Here is a 23,655-nt window from a genome sequence, read left to right on the forward strand (position 1 = left end):
ACCTTTCCGCCCATTCACCCCGGAGTCCCCACATGGCCAAAGCCCTAGAATTCACCCCTCAGCCCCCCACCGCCCAAGAACAACTTGACGCTTCAGTCACCGACTCTGCCGAAGCCCTGGCCGAGAGCCTGCGCCTGCTGCGTGAACTGCACGAACATGGTGTGCTGGACGTGCTGGTGCGGCTGGTGCGCGGCGGCGAGGGCCTCAGCGCCTCGGCCCTGCACCTGCTGGCGGGCGAGAGCAGCACCACCCTGATTAAAAACGTGGTGGAACTGGGCAAAACCGCCTCTGCGCTGAACCCGGACGAGGTACGCGTGCTGGGGCAGGCCGTCAGCGCTGGCGTAAGTGAGGGGGCCAAATACGTGGCTGAATTCTCGTCCCGAAACCGGGGCATCGGCCTGCCCGAATTGCTGGGCCTGCTGCGTGACCCCGATGTGCAACTGGCGCTGGGGGCGGTGTTCGGTGTGCTGAAGGGAGCGGGCCGCGCCTTGCGGGAAGCCGGGGAGAACTAGGCCTGATGTCCGATCCTGCGCTGACGCCGTGGCCTGCAAGGGTCTATTCCGGCAGCGGGATGGGGGAAAAGTCCGAGACTTTGGCGGTAGAGGAACCGCTGGAACTGCGCCTGCACACGCCGTCTGGCCCGGTCACGCTGGGGGTGCTGATGAGAACCCCAGGAGCCGACGCCGAACTGGTGCGCGGCTGGCTTTTGTCGGAAGGGCTGTGGCCGACAGGGTTGGAATTGCAGGCTGACCCGGAGAATCCGAACGTGATGGGCCTGCATACACCCGAATTTGAGCGGTTGGCGGCGTGGGCGCGGCCAGGAGTCTCCTCCAGCGCGTGCGGCGTGTGTGGCACAGGCAGTATCGAACGGCTGGCGGTGCGGGCGGCCCTGCCAGTTTGGACGGGTGGTTCCCTCATCCTAAATTGCGATGATTCGCGAGAATCATCCGAGCGAAGCGAGCAGCAAAAAGGACGGGCTGGCGGCGATGGACGAACATCCGGTGTCGTTACGGATGTTCGGGAATCAGAGCAAGTCCGTATCAGCGCCGCGTTTTTGGCCGGATTACCGGGGCGCCTGCAGGCGCTTCAGCCGGGATTCGCGGCGTCGGGCGGGCTACACGCGGCGGGCCTGTTCGGGCCAGACGGCGTGTGTCTATGCGCTTACGAGGATATAGGCCGCCACAACGCCACCGACAAAGTGATGGGCTGGGCGCTGGAACGCGAGTTATTGCCCCTCTCGGACAGCATTCTGGTGGTCAGCAGCCGCGCCGGATTCGAGATTGTGCAGAAGGCGGTGACGGGCGGCGTGGCGGTGGTGGTCACGGTAGGTGCGGCCACCAGCCTTGCCGCCGAAACCGCTGCTACCTTCGGCCTCACTTTGTGCGGCTGGGCGCGAGCAGATCGCCTGACTGTATATTCGGGCGCAGCGCGGGTAGGGCCATGAAGCGGGCAGAGTTGGCCGATGCCTTCGATTGGGACGGCTCCTTGCTCAACCTCTGGAGTTTTGGCACCGATGCCGCTGCGTGGCTCCGCGCCATACACGCGCTAGACCGGGCCTTCCCCTGCGCTTTCCTGATCGGCGGCGAACCTGCACCACTGCCCGATCTGGCTGAGATAGAACTTCTGGCAACGGGTAAAGAATATACGGCCGAGTTTCACGCCGATACACCCTGTCTGGGCGGCGAAGGTGCGCTGCAAGTCGTGTTTTTCCTCAACTTTGGTCTAGACCCGATGGAAGCCACCCTGCACCCCTTGGACGTGCCCGATGAAGCCGCTTTTTCCCGCCTGACCCACTTGCTGGGCGTTCTAGCTGAAGCGACAGGGCAGGATGTATTTCTGTGTGCCGAGAGTGGTGAATTTGAATCCCACCTGGTTTATGCGGTGTACCGTTCTGCATTTGGCTGGGCAGTGGCCTGAATCTTGAGCCAGCCTTCACGCTACACTTGACCCCGATGCCTGCCCATGCCGACGCCCCGCCCCTTGCCCTGATCGGTGTGCCTGCGGGGGCCGCCCGCGCCTTTCGTGAACTGGGAATTGTGGCGGTGGGTGTGCCCGACACCGACTTAAAAGCTGTGCTGGACGCCTGCCATACCCTCCGATTCTGCGGGGCATTGGTTGGCCCCTCGCATGAAGAAGCCGTGTTGAGTGCCGTGACCCCCGACGCCGATGCCCGCCGGGTGGGGCGCGTGGACGCCGTGTCGTTTACGGGCGGCTTCGGCACGGGCGGCAGCCACGGCGCGTATGCCCTGACCGGGGCGCTGATGGACGCGCTGGAAGCCAGCGGCTACGCGGCACGCGGCGCAAGTGCCGTCCTGCTGGGCAACACCGCCGACGATCTGGCCCGCGCCCTGCCCCTCTCGCGCCTCGGCTTTACCGATGTGGGCGTGGTGGCCGACAGTTCCCCCGACGCCGAACGCGCCGCCCGCGACCTGCCCGCCGGAGTCCGCAGTTTTGCCATGAGCCGCCGCGACTCCTCGCTGAGTACCCTGACCGAACGCGCCGACCTGATCGTGCTCACGGGTGGCGGTCTGCCCGCCGGACTGGTGCAGCCGTATCACACCGTCATTGACCTCACGGGCCGCGCCCAGATCACGTCTACTGGGGCCAATAGCCTGAACCTTTCGTCGTTGCCCGCCCGCCGTCTAGTACGGCAACTGGCCCACGCTACAGGCCACCGCTTTCATCTGGAAGAGTTGGAACCGTTGGTACGGGTGCTGGGGTGAACAGCGGGTGCGGGACATTGGAAAGGCATCTAAGGCTTTAAGAAGGGCAACCCGCTGCTGCACGGTCTGACCAGGAGAGGATCGAAGGAGCCACCCAGCCAACGCATCCGTCCCAGCACCTTGGGCCCTAGACCTTTAGACCCTTAGACACCCCCACCCTGTTACGCTACCCCCATGACGGCGGTTGAGGCGGCAGGCAACACAGCGAACACATCGGTACACGAGATGGGCGTGCGGGCGCGGGCCGCTGGGCGGGTGTTGCGCTCCCTGCCCACCGCGCAGAAGGTGGCCGCGCTGCACGCCATCGCCGCCGAGTTGCGGGCACGGCAGGCAGGCATTCTGGCCGCCAACGCGCAGGACATCGCCGCAGCACAGGACGCTGAGTTGCCCGCGCACATGGTCGATCGCCTCAGGCTGTCTGCTGCGTCGCTGGACGCCATCGCCGCCGATGTGGAAGCGGTGGCCGCCCTGCCCGACCCGGTGGGCGAAACCACTGCCGAGGAAGTGCAACCCAGCGGCATTCGCGTGTCGCGGCGGCGCGTGCCACTGGGCGTATTGGGCGTAATTTATGAGAGTCGCCCCAACGTGACTGTAGATGTGGCGGCCCTGGCCCTGATGAGCGGCAACGCTGTAATCCTGCGCGGCGGCAAGGAAACCGTGTTCAGCAACGCGGCGCTGGAAGTTGCCATTCACGCTGCCCTGCAAGCCCAGCACCTTCCCGCCAACGCCGTGCAGGTCATCCACGACCCGGCCCGCGAGCGGATGCGTGAACTGCTGCGGCTCGATACCCTCGTGGACGCCATTATTCCGCGTGGGGGCGCGGGGCTGCACCGCTACTGCGTCGAAAATGCCACCGTGCCCGTCATCGTGGGCGGCATCGGCGTGGTGCATGTGTATCTGGACGGCAGCTTTACCCAGACTCCGGCAGATATAGAAAATGCCGTGCAGATCGTGCGGAATGCCAAGGTGCAAAAGCCGAGTGCCTGCAACGCGCTCGATACCCTGCTGGTGGCCCGCGCCGCGCTGCCTGCTCTGCCGGCCATCGCCCAAGACCTCATTGCACACGGCGTAGAGTTGCGGGCCGATGCCGAAGCGTGGGCCGTTCTTCAAGCCGCTGACGTACAGGCCCAACCTGCCAGCGACGCCGATTACGGCACGGAATTTTTGGCACTGACCGCCAGTATCCGGGTCGTAGAGGGCATGGAAGAAGCGCTGGATTTTATCGCCCTGCACGGCAACCATACCGACGTGATCCTGACCCGTGACGCTGCTCAGGCCGAGCGCTTTGTGCAGGACGTGGACAGCGCCGCCGTGATGGTGAACGCCAGCCCCCGTTTCAACGACGGCGGGCAACTGGGCCTGGGCGCAGAAGTGGCGATCAGCACGCAAAAACTGCATGCGCGGGGGCCGATGGGTTTGCGCGAACTGACCACGACCAAATGGGTGGTGCGCGGTGAGGGCCAGAGCCGGGCTTAAAGCAGATGTCGGGAAGTGGGCCGTAAGTTATAGGACGTGGGAAAAGCAGCGTAGTCATCCAAACGGCGCTTCAGTCCAGGCCGAAAGGTTCTATCACCATGCAGTCGGACGGCCATTTCTAAATCTCCGCCAAATGTTCAGCGTATGCCTGAATACTTTTGGTCTTGAATTTATCGTTCAACGTTGAAAGGTAAGTTCATTTCAATCTGGATAGCGTGCCAACTGCTGCGTCTATCCGACCCAGACCGAACTCAGCTGCTTCACTTGGCCCACTTGCCGGAGGTTTTCCCCATGTCTGACGATAAGATCATCTTGCCCGCCGCCTTAGACCGCCGCCGCGCCCTGCAACTCCTGGGCCTGACTGGTGTCGTTGCCGCCGCCTCGCCGCTGGCCCTGGCTCAGACCACCACGCCTGCTGCTCCAGCTACGCCCGCCGCGCCTGCTGCCCCCACTGGTCCCCTCAACGGCAACGGCTTTTACCGCCAGAAAATTGGGGATATGACCGTTATCGTCCTCAGCGACGGTACGGCTCCGCTGGCCGCCTTGCTGCCCACCTGGGGCGCGAATCCTGACCGTCAGGCCGAGTTTGCCGCCACGCTTGCCGAGTACCATGTGGCCGCCACCAACACGGTCAACCACTTCAATCCCACCATCATTGAAACGGGTAAAAACCGTGTGCTGATCGATACCGGGCGCGGCGGCACCGCTGGCCAGACTCTGGCGAATATCCGGCGGGCGGGCATCGATCCGGCCACCATCGACACCGTGTTTATTACGCACGGACACGGCGACCATATCGGCGGCCTGACGACGGCGGGGCAGCCCACCTTCCCGCAAGCGCGGCACGTCATGGGCGCGGCAGAATTCCAGTTCTGGACGACTCAGGCCACGCCCAATGCCTCAGTGCAGGCCAACCTGATCGGCCTGCGTGACCGTTTTACCCTGATTCAGCCGGGAGCCGAAATCGTGCCCGGTCTGACGGCGATTGCCAGCCCTGGCCACACGCTCAACCACCTCAGCGTGCGTGCTCAGAGCGGCAACGCGGGTCTGCTGGTCTTCGGAGACGCCGCCGGACACTTCCTGCTGAGCTTGAAGCACCGGGGCGCTTACGTGGGCTTCGACACAGACGGCGCACTGGCCGCCCGCACCCGTCAACGCCTCTTCGATCAGGCGACCACTGAGGGGCTGTGGGTCACGGGCTACCACTTTCCGTTTCACGCACTGGGCCACATTCGCCGCATGATCGGCGGGGCCTTCGAGTACGAGCCGACGGTGTGGAACTGGAGCTGAGGCTCTGGCTCCGATTCCCAATCCATCTAACATGAAGGCTCTGGCATCTGCTGGAGCCTTTTTGCTGTGTGGGCCAGTGTGTGCCTTGTGTGGGAAAGTGTGAGAGCCAGCGGTGACCTTGCCCCAATTCCCAGACTCCTTCCGTTTCAAAGCTCATCGCCCGAAACTTCCCTCCGCGCTACCCTGCCCCCATGACCGTCATCCCCCCGACCTTGCAACTCACACCTGGAGGCACGCTGTATGACCGGATCGGGCCAGAAGCCCTGGCCGAGCTCGTCACGCGGTTCTACGCGTTGGTAGCACAAGACCCCGATCTGGCCCCCATCTTTCCCGCCGATCTGACCGAAACCGCCGAGAAACAACGGGCCTTCCTGACTGGCTTTTTGGGTGGCCCGCCGCTCTACCACGAACGCTACGGGCATCCTCGGTTGCGGGCGCGGCATTTGCCCCACGCCATTACTCCCAAACGGGGGCGGGCGTGGCTGGCCTGTATGAATGCGGCGCTTCGGGCCACCCCCAGCATCGCAGAGGCCGACGCACACGAAATGTACGCCGCCCTGACGCGGGTAGCCGCACATATGGTCAATACTCTTTCGTCAGAAGAAGATCAGAAAGGGCTGCATTTGTAAATAAATTCACTATTTTGCCCGTCTTTTGGACAACTCTTTTCAATTGACTAGCAAAGCCCGCGCCTGATGGTGCGAGAGTTTCCTACACTGACGCAATGACACAACCGCACCGCAATATTGAAGACCTTCGCGCCGAGGTGGATCAGATTAACCGTGATCTCCTTATTTTGCTGTCCAGGCGCGGCGAAGTGGTGGCACAGATCGGGCACGCCAAGACGCTGGAAGGCCGTCCCCATCATTACGACCCCGCCCGCGAAGAGAAGCAACTCAAGGAAATGGAGGCGCTGAACCCCGGCCCCTTCACGGGCGCCGCCGTCAAAGCCATCTTCAAGGAAGTCTTCAAGGCCAGCCTTGACCTCGAGGAAAGCAACGACAAGAAGCAGCTCCTGGTGTCCCGCAAGGTCAAGCGTGACGACACCGTGCTGGAGATCGACGGCGTGCAGATCGGCGGGAGTGCGCCCCCCACCATCATTGCTGGCCCCTGCTCTATCGAATCCGAAGAGCAGATGGATCAGACCGCCGCCTTCCTGGCGGGCAAAGGCGTGAAAATCCTGCGTGGCGGCGCGTACAAGCCCCGCACCAGCCCCTACGGCTTTCAGGGCATGGGCGTAGACGGCCTGATCATCGGGGGCCGCGCCGCCCGCGACAACGGCATGCTGTTCATTACCGAAGTGATGGACACCCGCGACGTGGAAGTGGTGGCCGAACACGCCGATATTCTGCAAGTCGGCGCACGCAACATGCACAACTTTGCCCTGCTGCGCGAAGTGGGCCGTTCTCGCCGCCCCGTGCTCCTCAAGCGCGGCCTGAGCGCCACCATCGAAGAGTGGCTCTACGCCGCCGAGTACATCCTGTCGGAAGGCAACAATGAAGTCATCTTGTGCGAGCGCGGCATTCGCACCTTCGAGAAGTGGACGCGCAACACCCTCGATCTGTCGGCGGTAGCCCTCGCCAAGCAAGAAACTCACCTGCCCGTGATCGTAGATGTGACCCACGCTGCGGGCCGCCGCGACCTGCTGATTCCGTTGGCGAAGGCTGCCCTGGCAGTCGGCGCAGACGGCATCCACATCGAAGTTCACCCCAGCCCCGCCACCGCCCTCAGCGACAACGAGCAGCAACTCGATTTCGCCGGATTCGACGGCTTTATGGACGCTTTGGCCGGAATGCTGAAGCTGCCCGTGAGTGTGTAAGGGCAGACAGAAGTAGCGTTAGTAAATAAATTGTGGATCGTAGATTGTGGTTTGGCTGCCACGATTTACGATCCACTTCCTTTGTTGTCGGCACTGAAGACAGAGGCTTCTAGGGTCTGTAGGCCAAGGGTTGAAATTTGAGGGAATGAGCGTATCTTTTCGTGCTGTGGCGCGAAGAAATCACGGATGAACAGTGGCAACGTCTGGAACCCCTCCTCCCAGCCCGCTTCGGTCTGGGACGTCCTTATTTAGAGCATCGACCCATCGTCAGTGGCATCCTCTGGGTCCTCAGAACAGGTGCGCCGTGGCGCGACGTCCCAGAGCGCTTCGGCAAATGGACCACGATCGCCAGTCGGTTCCGTCGCTGGACTGCCAAAGGCCTTTGGCAGCAGGTCTGGGCCGAATTGCAACGCCAGGCTGACCGGAAAGGTCAGCTTGACTGGTCAATGCATTTTGTCGATGGCACTGTAGTTCGAGCACATCCATGTGCTGCAGGCGCACGTGGAGGCCAAGCCGAAGAAGCTCTGGGAAGATCCCGGGGTGGCTTCAGCACCAAGATCCATCTACGTGCAGAAGGGCACGGAAAGCCCATGGCGTTCGTCCTGAGTGGTGGAGAACGGCATGAATCCAAATACCTACAACCTCTGCTGGAGAAGGTGCTGTGGTACGCGCCGGACGGGGCCGCCCGCGGATTCGTCCTGATCGCATCGTGGGCGATCAAGGCTACAGCTACACCACTGTTCGGAAGTATCTGCACAGCCGTGGCATTCGAGTCACGATTCCCAGGCGTAAAGACCAGGGTTCTGATCTGTGCTTCGATCCTGCTGTCTACAAAGAGCGGAACAAAGTGGAGCGCCTGGTCAACCGCTTCAAACACTTTCGCAGGATCGCGACTCGTTATGACAAACGGGCCCGGAGTTATCAAGCATGGCTCCAAGTGGCGGCGATCCTCTTGTGGCTCTGAGATGTGGAGAGCTTGACTGCACCTTCAGTAGCCTGAAAAATTCGGCCGAAGTCTGTCATCGTCAACGCCATGGGTTGTGATCTACACGAGCATTTTGAGGTTCGAAAAGACGACGGCTGGAAAAGAATTCAGGTGCTCCCAGATCTGGACTGGGACACGGCCACTCCGGAACAGGAAGAAGCCTACTGGCGCTTGCCGCTGTTTATCGGTCGCGATTACGATCTCTTTGCGATCCTGGGTGGTGTGCGGAACCGAATGAATGTGCGCCCGATCTCCCGTGCCGTGGGATCCCAGACGACGTGAGTGATGAAGTTCGCGATGCTTGGCGGGCAGCACAGCACTATCCAGAGGTGCACAGTCCATCGTGGCTTTCCCTGCACGAGCTGTTGACGTTTGATTGGGATCCGCCTCTCGTGCGCTTGGAGCCCATTGCTGATCAAGACGCACGAGAGGCTCGGCCGGAGATGGTGACCTACCGTGATGCAGTTGCAGACACGAGGTTTGTGACCGAAGGTTTGACGCAGCTTCAAGCGTTCGTGGACGATCCCCACGATTTGCGAATGGTGTTCTGGTTTGACAGCTGACACAGCTGATGATCCAAACGCAACCCAAAGACGGAGGCGTATCCCTGCCCCTTGGCCTACAGACCCTAGCCCTCGCTTTTGCCCTTCCTTAGATCATAGACCCTTAGATAAACCCACCCTGCCCACGTTCTACAATCCTCCACCCTCTCCCAGCGGAAAGGTATGCAATTCCTGCACCTCGCCCCGCATTTCCCGCGTGAGACTGAGGGCCGTGACCGTAAAATGCGTCAGGGGCGGCGTGAGGCGGCGGACTTCTTCCCACAGGTGCGCTTCGGCCCAGGGCAAAATGCCCAACGCCAGCGTCAGGTGCGGCATATAGGAATCGCCGTCGTGGGGAGCCTGGCTGCTGGGCACGGCACCGAGGGCGCGGCGGTGCAGGGCCAGCAGTTCGGGCGCACGCTCACATTCCAGCATCAGAGCGTTGGGAAGCTGTTTCCAGCCTAGAATCTTGATCTCAAAGGGCGGTGTATCGGCCAGCAGGTGCCGGAACGCGCTGACCAGATCGCGGCTGCCCAGTGGTGTGCGGAACGGGGCACGCAAATTCAGGTGCGGCAGGCCGAACGCCCGCACATTCAGCCGTTCCTGTGTGCGCCGCAGCCAACCGTCCAGTTCAGCGGGGGGCCACGCCACCAGACTGTGCAGCGGCGGCAACATCTGCGCCGTGCCAGGAGATGTTTCGCTGGCCGGAAGGTGAGCCACACCCGGCACGCTGGTGGGCGGCAACGGCGGCATGGTCAGGGGCCGATCCGGTACAGGCAGGTGCTCTGGCCGCAGGCGATCCGCGTCTCACGGGTCATGGGTACGCCCAGCACTTCTTGGTACAGGCTCAGTTCGCTGACGCAGAGCTCCTGAAATTGCCGTGCCACCGTCAGGTTGGGACAGTTGCGTTTGCTGACCAGCCACGTGTCGCCGTCTTGCTCCAGCACAGCGTCAAAGCCCATTTCGCACAGCACACGCACAAAAGCCTGCACCCGCACGGGCAGGGGAGACGACAGCGGCAGTTCGGCCTGAAGACGGTGGGCAATTTCGGCGCTTCGGGCATCGAAGACCTGCATCACGGCCCCCTGACCGAACAGGTGCTGCACGTGCCTCAGCACATCTACACACAGGCCCGAATAGGTTTTGGGAAACGACGCCTCGCCCTGATCGGTAAGGGCAAACACGTGCTGGGGCCGTCCACGTCCGCCGGGGCGCTCGGTGCGCGACTCGATCAGGCCGCCTTCCTGAAGGTCACACAGGTGGCGGCGGGCGGCGGGCACGCTGACTTCCAGCTTGTAGGCCAAATCCTGCGCGGTTTGGGGGCCATGCCGCTTGATCAGTTCCAGCAGGCGCGTCTTGGTGCGCTCCGGGGCGGGCAGCGTGGCGGGCTGCGGAGAGTAGGAGGCCGCGAACGTCATACGACGGTGAGCTGGTCGGGCAGGTCGGCCAATGCCTGTTGCAACGACTGCGCCATAGAACGGACGCTGACCTGTCCGGCAAGGTTGCGGGCAATCTGGGTCAGGGCCGCCGACGCCACCGAATCGGGGTGTGCCAACACCGCAGGCACGCCCGCATCGGAATCCTTACGCACTTCCATGTCAATCGGCACTTCGCCCAGCAAGAGGTGTTCGGCCCCCAGTTTGCGCGAGCCGCCGCGCCCGAACAGGTCGTAGGTCAGGCCGGTATCAGGGGCCACGAAATAGCTCATGTTTTCCACGATGCCCAGCACAGGCACGCTGGCTTTGCGGAACATGTCGATGGCCCGCGCCGCGTCGATCAGGGCCACGTCTTGCGGGGTGGTGACGATCACGGCTCCGGTCACCTGCACGGTCTGCGTCAGGCTGAGTTGCACGTCGCCCGTGCCCGGTGGTAAGTCCACGATCAGGTAATCGAGGTCGCCCCACGCGGCATCTTTCAGGAATTGCTGCACCGCAGAATGCAGCATCGGCCCGCGCCACACAAGCGCCTGCCCCGCCGGAGACAGGTTCGCCATAGAAATAAACCGGACGCCATGCGCCTCGATGGGCTGCATCTTGCGCTCGGCGTTGGCGGTCACTTTGGCCGCGCCCTGCCCCATCATGTGGGCCACCGAGGGGCCGTATACGTCGGCGTCCAGCAGGCCGACTTTGGCTCCGTCGCGGGCCAACGCTGCGGCAATATTCACGGCCACGCTGCTTTTGCCCACGCCGCCTTTGCCGCTGCCGACCAGCAGCACGTGCTTCACGCCGGGCAGGGCAGGCTGAGAAGGCGCACGCACCATCGCGCCAAAGGTCACGACGACATCGTTGATTCCGGGCACGGCCATCACGGCTTCCTGCACATCGCCCTCGATTTTGCCTTTCAGTGGGCAGGCGGGCGTGGTCAGGTTCACCTTGACGGCGGCCACACCGCCCGACACCTCGGCCCGTTCGATCATGCCCAGCGACACCAGATCGCGGTGCAATTCCGGGTCGTTTACAGTCTTCAGGGCTTCCATCACAGCGTCCAACGCGGGGTCACGCATACCCTGCCATCATGACGGCTAGGCGGCGGGGGGGCAACTCATGGCCTTACAGTAGGGACACTCCGCGCCGGAAGTGGGGAGTGGGAAAAGTAGAGAGACCCAGCGTTCAGGTTTTGCCCTTCATCTTTTTCCACTGACTACTGACCACTTACCACTGACGGTTCTAATCTCTAGACTCCCCCTATGACTCTTCCTCCCCTCATTGCCGACTTGCGCTCCGACACCGTGACCACGCCTACGCCCTCCATGCGGGCGGCGATGGCGGCGGCGGCGGTGGGCGACGACGTGTACGGCGAAGACCCCACCGTGAACGCCCTGCAGGGTGAAGTGGCCCGCCTGACCGGACACGAGGCAGGACTGTTTATGCCGTCTGGCACGATGACCAATCAGGTCGCGATTGCCCTCCATACCCGGCGCGGCGAGGAAGTCATCTGCGCGGAAGGCAGCCACATCTACGAATGGGAACTGGGCATGATGGCCGCGTTTAGTGGCGTGGTGCCGCGTTTCGTGCCCGCGCCGCTGGGCATTCCTGATCCCGAAGGCGTGCGGGCCGCTGTGCGCCGCAGCATTCATCAATCGCCCTCGGGCATGATCAGTCTGGAAAATACCCATAACAAGGCGGGCGGAACCGTGATTCCACTGGAGGTGCTGGCCGGAATCCGCGCTGTGGCCGATCAGGAGGGCCTGCCGCTGCATCTGGACGGCGCACGCGTCTTCAATGCTGCCGCCGCGCAGGACGTGCCGCTGTCCGATATTACGGGCCAGTTCGATACCGTCAGCGTGTGCCTCAGCAAGGGGTTGGGCGCACCGGTGGGCAGCGTGCTGGTGGGCAGTGCCAAGCAGATGGCACAGGCGCACCGCTACCGCAAGATGATGGGCGGCGGGATGCGTCAGGCGGGAGTGCTGGCCGCCGCCGCGTTGGTGGCCCTGCAAGACGGCCCCGCCCTCCTCAAGCAGGATCACCGCCGCGCCCGCCAGTTGGCCGAAGCGTTGGTGGCCGCCGGATTTGCCGTCAATCTGGCTGCCGTGCAGACCAACATCATCTACGCCACCCTGCCCGACGCCGCTGCCCACGCCGCACGCTGGGCCGCAGCCGGGGTGCATGCCAACGCGCTTGGCCCAGATTCGGTGCGCTTTGTGCTGCATCATCAGGTCAGCGATGAGGCGCTGGAACGGGCGATTGGGGTGCTGACGGGGGCTGTGGTTCGGGGGTAGTAGCTCATAGGAACAGATGAAGGGAAAAACTGAGATCCCCGCCCTTCCTGCACCCCACAGCCCACAACCTACGCCCCGTTTGCCGCGCTAGGCTGGCCCCATGACGGCCCCGGACGCCCCTTCATCCCCATCCCAAGCACAGCCTGAGCCATCTGCTCCCACCTGGCCCGCCGACGAACTGCCGGTCAAGCCACCCACCGATTCCGGTATTCGGGCGGTAGACGGCAACCGGGCCGCGCTGACGCTGTTGCTCAGTCAAAACGTGGTGTCGGGGGTGTTGACGTCGCAGGGTGTGCCGCTGGGAACCGCGCTTTTGCTGTCGTTCGTGGTGAATGCGTTGCTGGCGATCACAGTTTTTAAACCCGCGATGCAGGCGTTGGTGCGCGATTCGCGTTGGCGCACGCCGCCGTCATGGGGGCTGGCGCTCGCCGCGTTCGTGCTGGCGTTCTTGGCGTCGCGGGCCTTCGCGCTGTTTTTCGTAGTGCTGTTTCCGGCGAGCGCGGGTGCCATTCCGCAGTTCCTCAGCCGGGGGGCCGACCTTTGGGCGCTGCTGTTGGCGGCGGGCCTCCTCATTCCCTTTGCCGAAGAAGTGGCCTTTCGGGGCCTGATGATGCGCGGGCACGAGCGGGCCGCAGGCTTTACGGTGGCGGCCCTGATGTCCAGCTTCGCTTTTGCTGTGGCGCACGGTGTTCCGGCCAGCATCGCGGGCATTTTGCCTCTGGCCTACGCGATGGCCCGCCTGACCCAGCACACGGGTAGCCTCTGGAACGCCGTGATCGTTCACGCCCTCAATAACTCCATTGCTGTGGGGTTGGGCGCGTTTTTGGCAGGGCGCAATATGCCCGATCCCACCGAGGCCGCCGACCTGCTGCGTAACCCTGCGCTGACCATTCCGCTGGCGCTGGGGGCGCTGCTGTTTGGCAGTGTGGTCTTGCTGGTGCTGCATTTGTGGCTGGTGCCCAGGCCCGATCCGGCGGTGCGGAGTGCGCCGGGGCCCTGGCTCAGCGCTGCTTACGTGGGCGTGGTGCTGTTCGGCGTCATAGCAGGCGTACTGACCCTGCCCGCCGTCACCCAAATGATGAGTGTGTGGTAGGGGCATTACCGTAAAGCTGATCTTGTTGCCGGGCAATCCCCAAACTGCTTCGCAGCCCGCTCCTCTGGATTCCCCCAAATTAAAACAAACCCGCCCCGAAGGAGAACGGCCTGAACATGGCCCATAGGTTGTGCAGGGCTCGCCCCCTACACTGGGCATAATGTCTCGTTCTTCCCGCTCCCGTAAGCCTGCGCCCATCGTGCCGCCGCCGGCCACCGCTTCCGCGCCGCTGCCCATAGACCTGCTGAGTGGGCCGCGTGGATTTGGCGTACAGTTGGCCGAATCCGAACCCCTGACGTGGCGGTATTGGGCGGCAGTGGTGGTGCCTGCGGCGTTGTCGGGTGTGGCGTATGCGCTGCTGGTGCGCCCCGCCGCGCAGTTGGCCGCCGAACTGACCAACACCGCTGCGCCGCCTCTGATCGCGCACATGACCAACGCTTTCGGCAGCTTCTTTCTGACCGTGCTGACCTTCGCCGTGATGTGGGGTTTGGGGCGCTTGGGCGCGGGCCGGGGCAAAAGCCTGCGCGGCAGCCGCGTCGCAGAAATCTTCAGTGCCTCGTTTGCCCTGCTGGTGCCGCTGTATCTGCTGGTCATCGTGTTGGCGCTCAGTACCCCGGCTGCGGCATGGCTCCCCTCTGAGGCAGCGTTGGCAGCAGCGGGCCAAAATCCACAGCAGATACAGCGGGCGGCGTTGGGTGCGGCGGCGCAAACTTCGGGGGCGTTGGCACTGGCTTTTGCGACGTTGTTGGGCACAGCGGCACAATGTGTGTTGGCGTTTTTTGCCCTGCGCGTCACGGTGGGCCACATCGGGCGGGCTGCGCTGGGGGCATTCTTGCCGCTGCTGCCCGCGCTGATCATCGGGTTTATTGCCATAGCGCCGCTTATATTGGCCCGCTGAACTTGATTCCGATTGAAAGCCGTACTGTTGGGCTGTCAATCCAAGCAAAGCGACTCGCAGAGCTGCCCCGCAGAGTAGGAAAAGTACGGATCCCAGAATGGAGTTGGCTTTTGGTGCCTCCCAAAAGGGAACGGAATGGCGGGAATCCGTATGAATTTCAGAAAGAAAGGCTCTCGCCAACGTGCCAGAGCCTCTCTTTCTGTTCGTTCTTCTTATCCAAATACGCTCTTGGCGGGTTCCCACAACCGCCACAGCTCGTAGATGCCGATCAGGAGGTGCAGCACCAGCTTGGCCGCCAGGCCGGTCAGCAGGCCCACCAAGGTGCCCCACGCCGCCCGAACCGCCTCTGGTATAGGTTTGCGAACCACGAACAATTCGGCGATGAGCGCCCCGGCCAGCGGCCCCACGATCAGGCCAAAGGGAATAAAGATGCCCACTAGGCCGCCAATCAGGGCGCCCCAAACGGCCTGTTTACTGCCGCCGTATTTCTTCGCGCCCCACGCACTCGCTACGTTGTCCACCATCGAAATCAGGAAGGTAATCACGGCAAACGTCAGGAGGAAGGGAAGATCGGGCCACACCTGAAAGCCGTCAAGCAGGGTGGCAGCCACCGTTCCGGCGAAAATGATGATGGTGGCGGGCACGGCGGGAATAAATGTGCCGATCATGCCGATGATCCACGCGACAAGGAAGATTAAAAAAGCAAGACTCATACGCTGTGAGGGTACGCGGAAAGTGGGGCGAGGGTTCCGTGGAGGGCCAGGGCGACGACCCCGCTCTGATTCCCAACTCTCCGCAAGGTCGTCATTTTGCTCTTCGCTTTGCCCTCCTGCGGAGCTGTCCCAGTCAGGTTCGTCTTCGAGTTACCGCGATTTACAGCGCCGCCACCCGCGCATTCTTGGCGCGTCTGTACAGTTGGGCGGGCCGTCCTACTCCGCTGCGCCGCTCCCCGCTGGGGGTCAAAATACCCTGAGTCAGCAGGCGTTTGCGGAAATTACGCTTGTCCAGCTTGCGGTCTAAAATGGCCTCGTACACGCCCTGCAATTCCGGCAAGGTAAAGGTATCGGGCAAAAATTCCAGGGCAAGGTTGGCGTATTCCAGGCGCAGTTGCAGCCGTTTAATGGCCCTATCCAGAATCAGGTGATGATCGAAGGCCAGCGGCGGCGGTTGGTGGGCACTGAGCCACGCCGCGCCCAGCGTATGCCCGCCCGCCGTCACGCGCACTGTGCCGTGCGGCAACACCGCCAAATGCGCCACGCTGACTATTCGGCCACGCGGGTCACGGTCGACCTCGCCAAAGGTATAAAACTGTTCCAGGTGCCGGGGTTCCAGTTGCACCGTCGTTTCGGTACGCAGTTCGCGCAGAGCTGCCTCGTGCAGTTCTTCGCCGCCCTGAACAAAACCGCCCGGCAAGGCCCAGTCGCGGGCGTGTGGCAGTGCGCCGCGCTGAACGAGCAGCACCCGCAGTTCTCCGGCATGCATGGCAAACGCGGCCACATCCACGGCCAGGCCGACCTGCATGGCCTGCGGAGGAAGTTCGAGCGTGCCTGTCATACAGAATTGCGGTGAGTCGGAAACGCAGCCGGACGGAGTGGGGGGAACCAAGGACGGGCTAGCGGCGCTTGCAGACTCTCCGGTACTGTTCCGGGGAGTCGGGAGTCAGAGCAAGTCCGTATCATCCCCGGATGCTAGGGTTTGTGTCCGGGGTACGTCAAGGGCAAATCCCGCTATAAGTGTAGAGGGCAGTGGGGGCATGGCAGCAACCAGACGGGTTTTCGCGTTCATTTTGGGCGTGACACGGATTCTGTCCCTGCTTTTCCTCACTCCGCTCGGCTTGGCAGCTGTTCAGGTCGGATAGAAGGCCGTACTTGCTGGCTACCGAACCGGTTTCCGTATCAGGGTTGGTGGGACGCGGCGGCTTCGGCCCGCGCCACCAGCACATGTGCCCGGAGTACCTCGGCCACGCTCCACGCCTGAAAGGGGCAGCCGCCGGGGGTCAGGCTGTCTCCGGCAAACACTTCCGAGACGTGGCCCAGCCCCGCTTCCCAGATGTGCCCGGTCAGGCCCGCCAGGGCAGCGCGGGCGCGGCGCACTTCTCCCCGCGACAGCAGCACTTCTACATACGCGCCCAGCGGCCAGGGCCACACCGTGCCCTGATGGTAGGCCGCGTCGCGTACCAGTTGCGGCCCGCCGTAATTGCCCAGGTAGCGCGGGTCTAGCGGCGAGAGCGTGTGCAGGCCCACAGGCGTCAGCAGATGCGCTTCTATGTCCCGAATCACGGCGTCGGCCTGGGCCGCGGTGGCGGGCGTGTCGGGCAGAGACAGCGCAAGGGCGGCGTTGGGGCGCACGCTCCAGTCGGGCTGCCAGTGTCCGTTGGCATCCGGGGCCAAGAGGTCGGCCAGGGCAGCGGCGGGTGGCAGGGGCGCTGTTGGAGTGTGAAGAGGAGTGGGCGGCGTCAGCGTCAGCGCAGACAACACATCATTGTGGCTGCCCGTGTCGCTCAGTCCGATGCTGCCCATGCCAAACATCTCCGTGAGGCCGCCCATTCCCAGTGGCGCGGGTGCCAATGGGCCAAGTGATGGATGGGTATAAGAAAGGGCAGGCGTAAGATCGGCCCCCAGATCTGGCCCCCACAGCGCCGAAAATCCCTGATGGGCACGGCTCAGCAGTTCGGCGTACACGGGTGGCTCGCCCAGCACGTCCGACAGGCGGGCTTCGGCCCCCAGCGCGGCCAGCCACAACGCCTGAATTTCTACAGGTTTGCCGTGGCGGGGTGTTACCACCCAGTCCCTGATTTTTACATCCATCCACGTCAGTTGTACGCCCGGTTCTCCGGCCCGCAGCAGACCATCGGCAGGGTCGGCGGCAATGCCGTGATCGGTGCCCTGCACATGCCAGCGCAACAGTTCGCGCAGTTGGGGCAGGGCCGCCCGCACAAAAGGGCCATCTCCGGTGGTGCGGGCATATCTTTCCAGGGCCACCGCCAGCCAGAGCGCCCCGTCTACGGTGTTAAACCCAGCGCCCGTGCCGTCGTCATGAAAGTTATTGGGCGTCAGCCCCCGCCGCAGCGCCCCTAAAAATGTGCTCAGGATGTCGCGGGCTTCCTCATAGCGGCCCGTGACCAGCGTCAGGCCAGACAGGGCGATCATGGCGTCGCGGCCCCAGTCGGCAAACCACGGATAGCCCGCAATGACGCTGAGGCTGCGGTTCTGGGTGCTGACATTCAGGCGCTGCACGAGGTAGGCGTCGGCAGCCACGGCGAGCGTCGCCACCACTTCATCCTGCACGCCGGACGCTTGCCACGCCTGCTCGGCCAGTTGGCGGCGGCGCATGGCTTCCTCTGCATAGGCGGCCCAGGGGTCTGGAAGAGTGCTCTGCCCTGCACCCGCCATCATGCCCTGTGTCATCAAACCCTGTACCACCAGCGCCACCTGCCCGCCCCCCGCTGGAAACTGCACCTGCCACAGCGCCGCGCCCTGCGCGTAATCCACGTCTGGTTCCCCGCGTGCGGCGTCGTGGCGGTAGTACACCCGTTGCGAAAACGGGGACGGGGTCAGCGGATCGGTGGTGACGCCCCCGCCCTGCGGCAGATACAGCGTGGCCCGCGTTTCTCGCTCGCCCTGCACGCGCACCTGGCGGCCCCCCGCCTGCACGGCAAAGCTCAATTTGGGTGCGGCGCGGTGAACGTGGTGCATGTCCCGGTCTACAAAAAACCCGCCCAGGGTCAGGGTCACAGGCACGCGGCTCTGCACCTCGTACAGATACACCACTGCGCCGGAATGCCGGGGCGCACACATCCGGCGGCGCACCCGCACACCGCGCACCAACTGCTCGCGTTCGGGCAACAAGTCCCAGGTGGTCGCGCCTGTCAGCGTTTCCAGCCCGCGTCCCTCGAACACGCCCGGCGCGATTTCCAGCGCATGCAGCGCGATATCTTCCTGGCCTACCCGCAGTACCTCCAGCGGCGACACCAGATGCGAATAGCGGCGCACCGGCGGCTGCTGACTGACCGCCAGGCCCGAATAGCAGCGGGTGGGCACGCCTGCCAGACTGCTCAGGGCGAATCCGCCGAGGCCGTCGGTCAGCAGTACTTCTAGATCAGGATTGCGGGCGGCGTGCGGCCCAAACGTGTAGGCCGACGCAGAATGGAGAGAAGCAGCAGCAGCGGGCGAACCGGTCATGGGTACAGCATGGCAGAGCGCAGAGAGGGGAGAGCAGGACAGAGATGGCGCGGTGCTTAATTTCAGATGAGTGGACGCCATGCCAGAAAACGTGAGGGCGCGTGGTAAACTCAGGAGTCTGCCCACCCGGAAGTCTGGTTTCTCCCAGCCCTGTGCTGAAATCAGAGAAGACAGGTGGGCCACAGCCGCCCAGAGCGCCAGCGTGCGCCGGGCGTGCGGAGGTGATGAACATAGCGAAAGAACACAAGGTCAACGAGCAAATCCGCGTCCGTCAGATCAGGTTGATTGGTGACGGCGGCGAGCAGATCGGCATTATCGACACGCGTGATGCCATGACCATGGCCCGTGAAAAGGCTCTGGATCTCGTCATGGTGAGTCCTCAGGCCGTGCCGCCCGTCTGCCGCCTGCTCGACTATGGCCGGTTCCGCTACGAGCAGCAGCAGAACGAAAAAGAAAACCGCAAGCGCGTGCGGTCTCAGGAAGTCAAGGCCATCAAATTCCGTGTGAAGATTGATGACCACGACTTCGACACCAAAGCCGGACATGTGCGCCGCTTCCTGAACGAGGGCCACAAGGTCAAAGTGACCATCATGTTCCGTGGCCGCGAGCGTACACACCCCGAGTTAGGCGAGCGCATTTTGCACCGCGTGGCCGACACATTGGCCGATGTGGGCGCACCTGAAGGGATGCCGAGCATGATGGGCATGGACATGAACATGATCATGACCCCCAAAGCTCCCCGCAAAGTCGACCCTCGCACCGCCGATATCGATCTGGAAGCTGGCCTGCCCACCGACATGTCAGACGATGCCGTGCCCGAAACGGCGGCTCCTGCGGCAACCTCCGAAGCCCCGGCTCAAGCCTAAGCCTCAGCTTCACTCCAACGGCCTGCCCTCGCGGTGGGCCGTTTTTTGGCTGTTAGGGTAGCTCAGCGGAGGGAACTGGCGAAGGGCTTGCCCTTCTTTATACCCTCGACTCTAAAACTTTCCCCAGTCTCACTTTGACTTTTGATGCTTTATTTTGTAAAGTATAGGCAGTCCCATCAGGCGTCAGAATCCCTCTGACTCCGCCCCATTCAACCTAGGAGGTTTCCCCATGATCAAAATGTATACGACGACTTGGTGCCCCGATTGCCACGCCACCAAAGCCGCCCTGAAGAAGAAGGGCTTGGAATTCGAAGAAATCAATATCGAGCAGGACGACAGCGCGGCTGAATACGTGATGAGCGTGAACGGCGGCAGGCGCAGTGTGCCCACGCTGGTCAGTGGCGACGTGGCTGCCAGCCTCAGCGGATTTCGCCCGCAAAAGCTGGATGCTTTCCTGGCACAGGCCGGACTGTAAACATCTAGAGTTCAGCAGTTGCAAAGGCACGGTTCCTACTTGGGGCCGTGCCTTTTTATTGGCGCAGACGATTTGAAAGTCAGCAGCCTGACTTGAGAGTTGACAGTCAAATGCTACCGAAAGCGCCTGAAGCCACAGTACGCTGAGAACGTGACGACAGAAACGAATGCACCACTGCTGTTCGGCCCCCCACCAGAAGCCCTTGAGCGCTTGCTGGACGAGGGCAGCGCGTTTGTTCCGCCCAGTCGCGCTTTAAACGGCCTCAGTGCCGAGGTTGCCGGGCGGCAGTTGGAAGGTGTGCCGCATACCATCGCTGAACTCGTGGCCCATCTGCGCTTCTGGCAGCTCTACACGCTTTCGTTGGCACGAGGCGAACAGAGTGTCGTCCCCGAGCATGCCGAGGGTGGCTGGCCCAAGACGGACGGCTCGGATTGGGAGGCCTTACGCCAGAGCTTTCTGGACGGATTAACTGAGCTGAAGCGTGTGGCACGCGAAGAAGATTTGGCGCGTGTGGTACGTGGCCGCGATACCTTGGGCTATGAGCTGAGCCTGCACGCCAATCACAATGCCGTGCATTTGGGCCAAGTGATTCTGCTGCGCCAGATGCTAGGCGCTTGGCCTCCCCCCGGCCGGCGGCGGCGATACTTGGTAATTTTCACGGTTCGTAGCCTCAATAACTACGGGCCGAATCCCAAATAAGCCGCGCCAATGCAGGGCGGCGCTTGGGGTTAGTCGGGCAATGATCCAAGCCGGACAGCAAAATTTAGAGGTCAAGATAGGACTTACAGAACAAGATTCTTGCTCGCGGCTGCGCTTTTGCTAATTTATCTAGACCAATTTGGTCAATTGCGTTAATTAATCCCACGCCTACCTCATTTCTCCCACATAAGACAAAAATAGATGTCATGTTGATGTGGATATGAATGAATTTCTGACGGTGTTCCGAAGGTATGGGGATTTTTCTGGCCGTTCGCGTCGTTGCGAATATTGGATGTATGTGTTGATTTCTACAATCATCGCGTTGGTACTGGGTTTTTTGGATGGAGTATTGGGCCTTAATCTGGGCGGAGATGATGCTCAATTCGGTGTGCTGGGTGCGATCTATACCCTCATTATGTTCGTCCCCGGCTTGGCAGTGAGCATTCGACGACTGCATGACATTGGCCGTTCCGGGTGGTGGTATCTGATCATCTTTATTCCTTTGGCAGGCGCTATCTGGCTCCTTGTTTTGAACGTCACCGATAGCCAGCTTGGTAACAACAAATGGGGGCCGAATCCGAAGGGAACCGCGCCAGTGCAGGGCGGCGCTTGGGGCTAACCCGTCTCTGGCTCCCGCTAACTTGCCCCCCGCCCCTTTGCCCGCTATCCTGACCCTATGAACTTCGCCGCCGCTCCATGCAGACCCAGACGGCCCGGTCTGAGGGGGCGCGGCGGGGTGCGGCAGCGAATGCCTCTCCAGCCCGGCCTGACGACCCGAACTCTACGCGCCTGAGACCCCACGCGGTTCTCAGGCGTTGTATTGGCAAGGGTGGGGCCGGGTTTTTTCATGCCCCGTGCGAGTAAGTGCGCGGAACAGGCAAGCAGGCACAGTACAAAAGGAGCTTAAATGCACGTATTTTTACCGGATGGAAAACAACTGGACTTGAACGCTGGCGCAACCGCGCTGGACGCCGCCAAAGCAATCGGCCCCCGCCTCGCGCAGGATGCACTGGCCGCCACCGCCAACGGCGACCTCGTAGACCTGATGACGCCGCTGCCCGAGGGCGCACGCATCACGCTGATTACCAAAAAGAATCCTGCCGAGGCCGCGCCCCTGTTCCGGCACTCGCTGGGCCACGTGATGAGTCAGGCGGTGGGCGAATTTTATGACCGCAAAGGCTTCGGCCCCGAAGCGGTCAAGCGCGGTGTCGGCCCCAGCATCGAAAACGGCTTTTATCAGGATTTTGACCTGCCAGAGCCGCTGAAAGAAGAGGAACTCCCCCAGATCGAAGCCATCATGCGTGAGATTCTGGGCCGCAATCTGGACTTCTCGCGGGCAGAGGTGAGCAAGGCCGAAGCCTTGGCCCGCTTTGCCTACGATCCCTACAAGGCTGAACTGATCGGTGCATTGCCGGAAGACGAGCCGATCACGTTCTACACGCAGGGCAACTACACTGACATGTGCCGTGGGCCGCACTTTCCCAGCACAGGCAAACTGCCAGCCGCCTTCAAGCTGATGAGTACGTCGGGTGCGTACTGGCGCGGCAACGAGAAGAACCCGATTTTGCAGCGCGTGTACGGCGTGGCGTTTGCGTCCCAAAAAGAACTGGACGAGTACCTGACGCGCCTAGAAGAAGCCAAGCGCCGCGATCACCGCAAACTGGGCCGCGAGATGGAACTGTTTACCATTGACCCGCTGGTGGGGCGCGGTCTGCCGCTGTGGTTGCCCAACGGCACCATCCTGCGCGAGGAACTGATGCGGTTCCTGCGGGAACAGCAGTTTCAGCGCGATTATCAGGGCGTCATTACCCCCAATATCGGCAATCTGGAACTGTACAAAACCAGCGGGCATTATCAGAACTACGGCGACAGCAACTTCAGCCCAATTACCGTAGACGACGAGCAGTACATGCTCAAGCCCATGAACTGCCCCCACCATGTGCGGATCTATGCCTCCAAGCCGCGCAGTTACCGCGACCTGCCTGTGCGCCTGGCCGAATTCGGCACGGTGTACCGCTACGAGCAGTCCGGGGAACTGAACGGCCTGACGCGGGTGCGCGGCTTCACGCAGGACGATGCCCACATTTTTTGCCGCCCCGATCAACTCAAAAAAGAGTTCCTGGACGTGCTGGATTTGACGGTGCTGGTGCTGAAGACCTTCGGCATGAACGACGTGCGCTTCCGCGTGGGCACCCGTGATCCCGAAGGCAGCAAGTACGTGGGCAGCGATGAAAACTGGGCCGCCGCCGAGCGCGGGATTATGGAAGCGGTGGAAGAAGTGGGCCTGCCCTACACGGTGGAGCCCGGCGACGCGGCATTTTACGGCCCCAAGCTGGACTTCGTGGTGCGCGACGTGATCGGGCGCGAGTGGCAGCTCGGCACCATTCAGGTGGATTACAACCTGCCCGAACGCTTCGACATTTCCTATGTGGGCGAGGACGGCCAGGATCACCGCCCCGTCATGATTCACCGTGCGCCGTTTGGCAGCCTGGAGCGCTTTGTAGGCATTCTGATCGAGCACTACGGCGGAGATTTCCCGCTGTGGCTGGCCCCGCGCCAGATCGCGCTGATTCCGATTGCGGATCGCCACAACGCGTACGCCGAGAGTCTCGCCGCCGAATTTAAGCGCGTGGGCCTGCGGGCCGAGGTGGACGATTCCACCAACCGCATGAACGCCAAGGTTCGCAACGCTGAGCTGAGCAAGATTCCGGTGATGCTGGTGGTGGGCGATCAGGAGCAGGAACGCCGTGAAGTCAGCGTGCGTGAACGGACGCCGGAAGGGCACAAGGAACGCAAAGGCGTGGGCTTTGATGCCTTGCTGGCCGAGTTGCAGGAGCGCTACAACACGCGGGCCTAAAGGGGAATAAAGGGAATGGAACGTAGAACGTGG

Annotated in this window: 24 protein-coding genes; 18 read left to right on the plus strand and 6 right to left on the minus strand. The window is 62.5% G+C overall.

Annotation, left to right across the window (positions count from 1 at the left end):
- The first annotated feature begins 32 nt into the window (after positions 1-32).
- The 10 genes from M1R55_RS12010 to M1R55_RS12055 all read left to right on the plus strand — a co-directional run bounded on the left by M1R55_RS12010 (position 33) and on the right by M1R55_RS12055 (position 8,575).
- On the plus strand, positions 33-512 hold the full coding sequence (locus M1R55_RS12010; RefSeq protein WP_249391991.1) for a DUF1641 domain-containing protein: 480 nt from the start codon (positions 33-35) through the stop codon (positions 510-512).
- Positions 513-517: 5 nt separating this feature from the next.
- A complete protein-coding gene (locus tag M1R55_RS12015) occupies positions 518-1,444 on the plus strand; it encodes a formate dehydrogenase accessory sulfurtransferase FdhD (RefSeq protein ID WP_249391992.1) in 927 nt (308 codons plus the stop codon).
- Entirely contained in the window at positions 1,441-1,917 is a 477-nt protein-coding gene (locus M1R55_RS12020; RefSeq protein WP_249391993.1) for a hypothetical protein, read from the plus strand. The genes M1R55_RS12015 and M1R55_RS12020 overlap by 4 nt, the downstream gene beginning before the upstream one ends.
- 35 nt (positions 1,918-1,952) lie before the next feature.
- Positions 1,953-2,723, plus strand: coding sequence for a shikimate dehydrogenase (locus tag M1R55_RS12025; RefSeq protein WP_249391994.1), 771 nt, complete (start codon positions 1,953-1,955; stop codon positions 2,721-2,723).
- 174 nt (positions 2,724-2,897) lie between these two features.
- Positions 2,898-4,199 (plus strand): glutamate-5-semialdehyde dehydrogenase, encoded by a 1,302-nt coding sequence (locus tag M1R55_RS12030; protein WP_249391995.1) that lies wholly within the window; start codon positions 2,898-2,900, stop codon positions 4,197-4,199.
- A gap of 291 nt (positions 4,200-4,490) precedes the next feature.
- On the plus strand, positions 4,491-5,489 hold the full coding sequence (locus tag M1R55_RS12035; RefSeq protein WP_249391996.1) for an MBL fold metallo-hydrolase: 999 nt from the start codon (positions 4,491-4,493) through the stop codon (positions 5,487-5,489).
- Positions 5,490-5,680: 191 nt separating this feature from the next.
- Complete coding sequence (locus tag M1R55_RS12040; RefSeq protein ID WP_249391997.1) at positions 5,681-6,118, plus strand: globin; 438 nt, start codon at positions 5,681-5,683, stop codon at positions 6,116-6,118.
- A 95-nt stretch (positions 6,119-6,213) separates the two neighbouring features.
- Entirely contained in the window at positions 6,214-7,308 is a 1,095-nt protein-coding gene (locus tag M1R55_RS12045; protein ID WP_249391998.1) for a bifunctional 3-deoxy-7-phosphoheptulonate synthase/chorismate mutase, read from the plus strand.
- Between the two features lie 164 nt (positions 7,309-7,472).
- Positions 7,473-8,272, plus strand: a protein-coding gene (locus M1R55_RS12050) for an IS5 family transposase (RefSeq protein ID WP_371827187.1) whose coding sequence is annotated in 2 segments (ribosomal slippage) — positions 7,473-7,968 and positions 7,968-8,272 — 801 coding nt in all. Because the reading frame shifts where the segments join, the coding sequence is not laid out codon by codon here.
- A 69-nt stretch (positions 8,273-8,341) separates the two neighbouring features.
- Positions 8,342-8,575 (plus strand): hypothetical protein, encoded by a 234-nt coding sequence (locus M1R55_RS12055; RefSeq protein ID WP_249391999.1) that lies wholly within the window; start codon positions 8,342-8,344, stop codon positions 8,573-8,575.
- Positions 8,576-8,985: 410 nt separating this feature from the next.
- On the opposite strand, the gene M1R55_RS12060 is transcribed toward M1R55_RS12055, so the two are convergent.
- From M1R55_RS12060 to M1R55_RS12070, 3 genes are read right to left on the minus strand one after another with little or no spacing between them, the layout of a single operon-like run.
- Positions 8,986-9,588: a 2'-5' RNA ligase family protein gene (locus tag M1R55_RS12060; protein WP_249392000.1), complete on the minus strand. Its 603-nt coding sequence runs from the start codon at positions 9,586-9,588 to the stop codon at positions 8,986-8,988.
- Positions 9,589-9,590: 2 nt separating this feature from the next.
- Positions 9,591-10,253 (minus strand): metalloregulator ArsR/SmtB family transcription factor, encoded by a 663-nt coding sequence (locus tag M1R55_RS12065; protein ID WP_249392001.1) that lies wholly within the window; start codon positions 10,251-10,253, stop codon positions 9,591-9,593.
- A complete protein-coding gene (locus M1R55_RS12070) occupies positions 10,250-11,338 on the minus strand; it encodes an Mrp/NBP35 family ATP-binding protein (protein ID WP_249392002.1) in 1,089 nt (362 codons plus the stop codon). The genes M1R55_RS12065 and M1R55_RS12070 overlap by 4 nt, the downstream gene beginning before the upstream one ends.
- Positions 11,339-11,521: 183 nt before the next feature.
- Here M1R55_RS12070 and M1R55_RS12075 point away from each other — a divergent pair, with 183 nt between their 5' ends.
- From M1R55_RS12075 to M1R55_RS12085, 3 genes are all read left to right on the plus strand, one after another.
- Positions 11,522-12,553, plus strand: a complete 1,032-nt coding sequence (locus tag M1R55_RS12075; protein ID WP_249392003.1) for a low specificity L-threonine aldolase — start codon at positions 11,522-11,524, stop codon at positions 12,551-12,553.
- A 100-nt stretch (positions 12,554-12,653) separates the two neighbouring features.
- Positions 12,654-13,646 carry a CPBP family intramembrane glutamic endopeptidase gene (locus tag M1R55_RS12080; protein ID WP_249392004.1) on the plus strand — a complete coding sequence of 331 codons (993 nt, stop codon included), beginning with the start codon at positions 12,654-12,656 and terminating at the stop codon, positions 13,644-13,646.
- A 160-nt stretch (positions 13,647-13,806) separates the two neighbouring features.
- Complete coding sequence (locus tag M1R55_RS12085; protein ID WP_249392005.1) at positions 13,807-14,544, plus strand: hypothetical protein; 738 nt, start codon at positions 13,807-13,809, stop codon at positions 14,542-14,544.
- 212 nt (positions 14,545-14,756) lie between these two features.
- On the opposite strand, the gene M1R55_RS12090 is transcribed toward M1R55_RS12085, so the two are convergent.
- The 3 genes from M1R55_RS12090 to M1R55_RS12100 form a co-directional block, all read right to left on the minus strand.
- Complete coding sequence (locus M1R55_RS12090) at positions 14,757-15,257, minus strand: DUF456 domain-containing protein (protein WP_249392006.1); 501 nt, start codon at positions 15,255-15,257, stop codon at positions 14,757-14,759.
- A gap of 160 nt (positions 15,258-15,417) precedes the next feature.
- Positions 15,418-16,098 carry an NUDIX domain-containing protein gene (locus M1R55_RS12095; protein ID WP_249392007.1) on the minus strand — a complete coding sequence of 227 codons (681 nt, stop codon included), beginning with the start codon at positions 16,096-16,098 and terminating at the stop codon, positions 15,418-15,420.
- Positions 16,099-16,439: 341 nt separating this feature from the next.
- Positions 16,440-18,725: an amylo-alpha-1,6-glucosidase gene (locus tag M1R55_RS12100; RefSeq protein ID WP_249392008.1), complete on the minus strand. Its 2,286-nt coding sequence runs from the start codon at positions 18,723-18,725 to the stop codon at positions 16,440-16,442.
- 221 nt (positions 18,726-18,946) lie between these two features.
- On the opposite strand from M1R55_RS12100, the gene infC reads away from it, so the two are divergent.
- From infC to thrS, 5 genes are all read left to right on the plus strand, one after another.
- Positions 18,947-19,591, plus strand: coding sequence for a translation initiation factor IF-3 (gene infC, locus M1R55_RS12105; protein WP_249392009.1), 645 nt, complete (start codon positions 18,947-18,949; stop codon positions 19,589-19,591).
- A gap of 229 nt (positions 19,592-19,820) precedes the next feature.
- Positions 19,821-20,066 (plus strand): glutaredoxin domain-containing protein, encoded by a 246-nt coding sequence (locus M1R55_RS12110; RefSeq protein WP_249392010.1) that lies wholly within the window; start codon positions 19,821-19,823, stop codon positions 20,064-20,066.
- A gap of 150 nt (positions 20,067-20,216) precedes the next feature.
- The gene (locus M1R55_RS12115) at positions 20,217-20,765 is read left to right on the plus strand and encodes a DinB family protein (RefSeq protein WP_249392011.1); all 549 of its coding nucleotides are present in this window, start codon (positions 20,217-20,219) and stop codon (positions 20,763-20,765) included.
- Between the two features lie 220 nt (positions 20,766-20,985).
- Positions 20,986-21,384 carry a DUF805 domain-containing protein gene (locus M1R55_RS12120; protein WP_249392012.1) on the plus strand — a complete coding sequence of 133 codons (399 nt, stop codon included), beginning with the start codon at positions 20,986-20,988 and terminating at the stop codon, positions 21,382-21,384.
- Between the two features lie 288 nt (positions 21,385-21,672).
- Complete coding sequence (thrS, locus tag M1R55_RS12125; protein ID WP_249392013.1) at positions 21,673-23,622, plus strand: threonine--tRNA ligase; 1,950 nt, start codon at positions 21,673-21,675, stop codon at positions 23,620-23,622.
- Positions 23,623-23,655 lie beyond the last annotated feature (33 nt).

It is taken from the genome of Deinococcus sp. QL22 (assembly GCF_023370075.1).
Taxonomy (GTDB): Bacteria; Deinococcota; Deinococci; order Deinococcales; family Deinococcaceae; genus Deinococcus.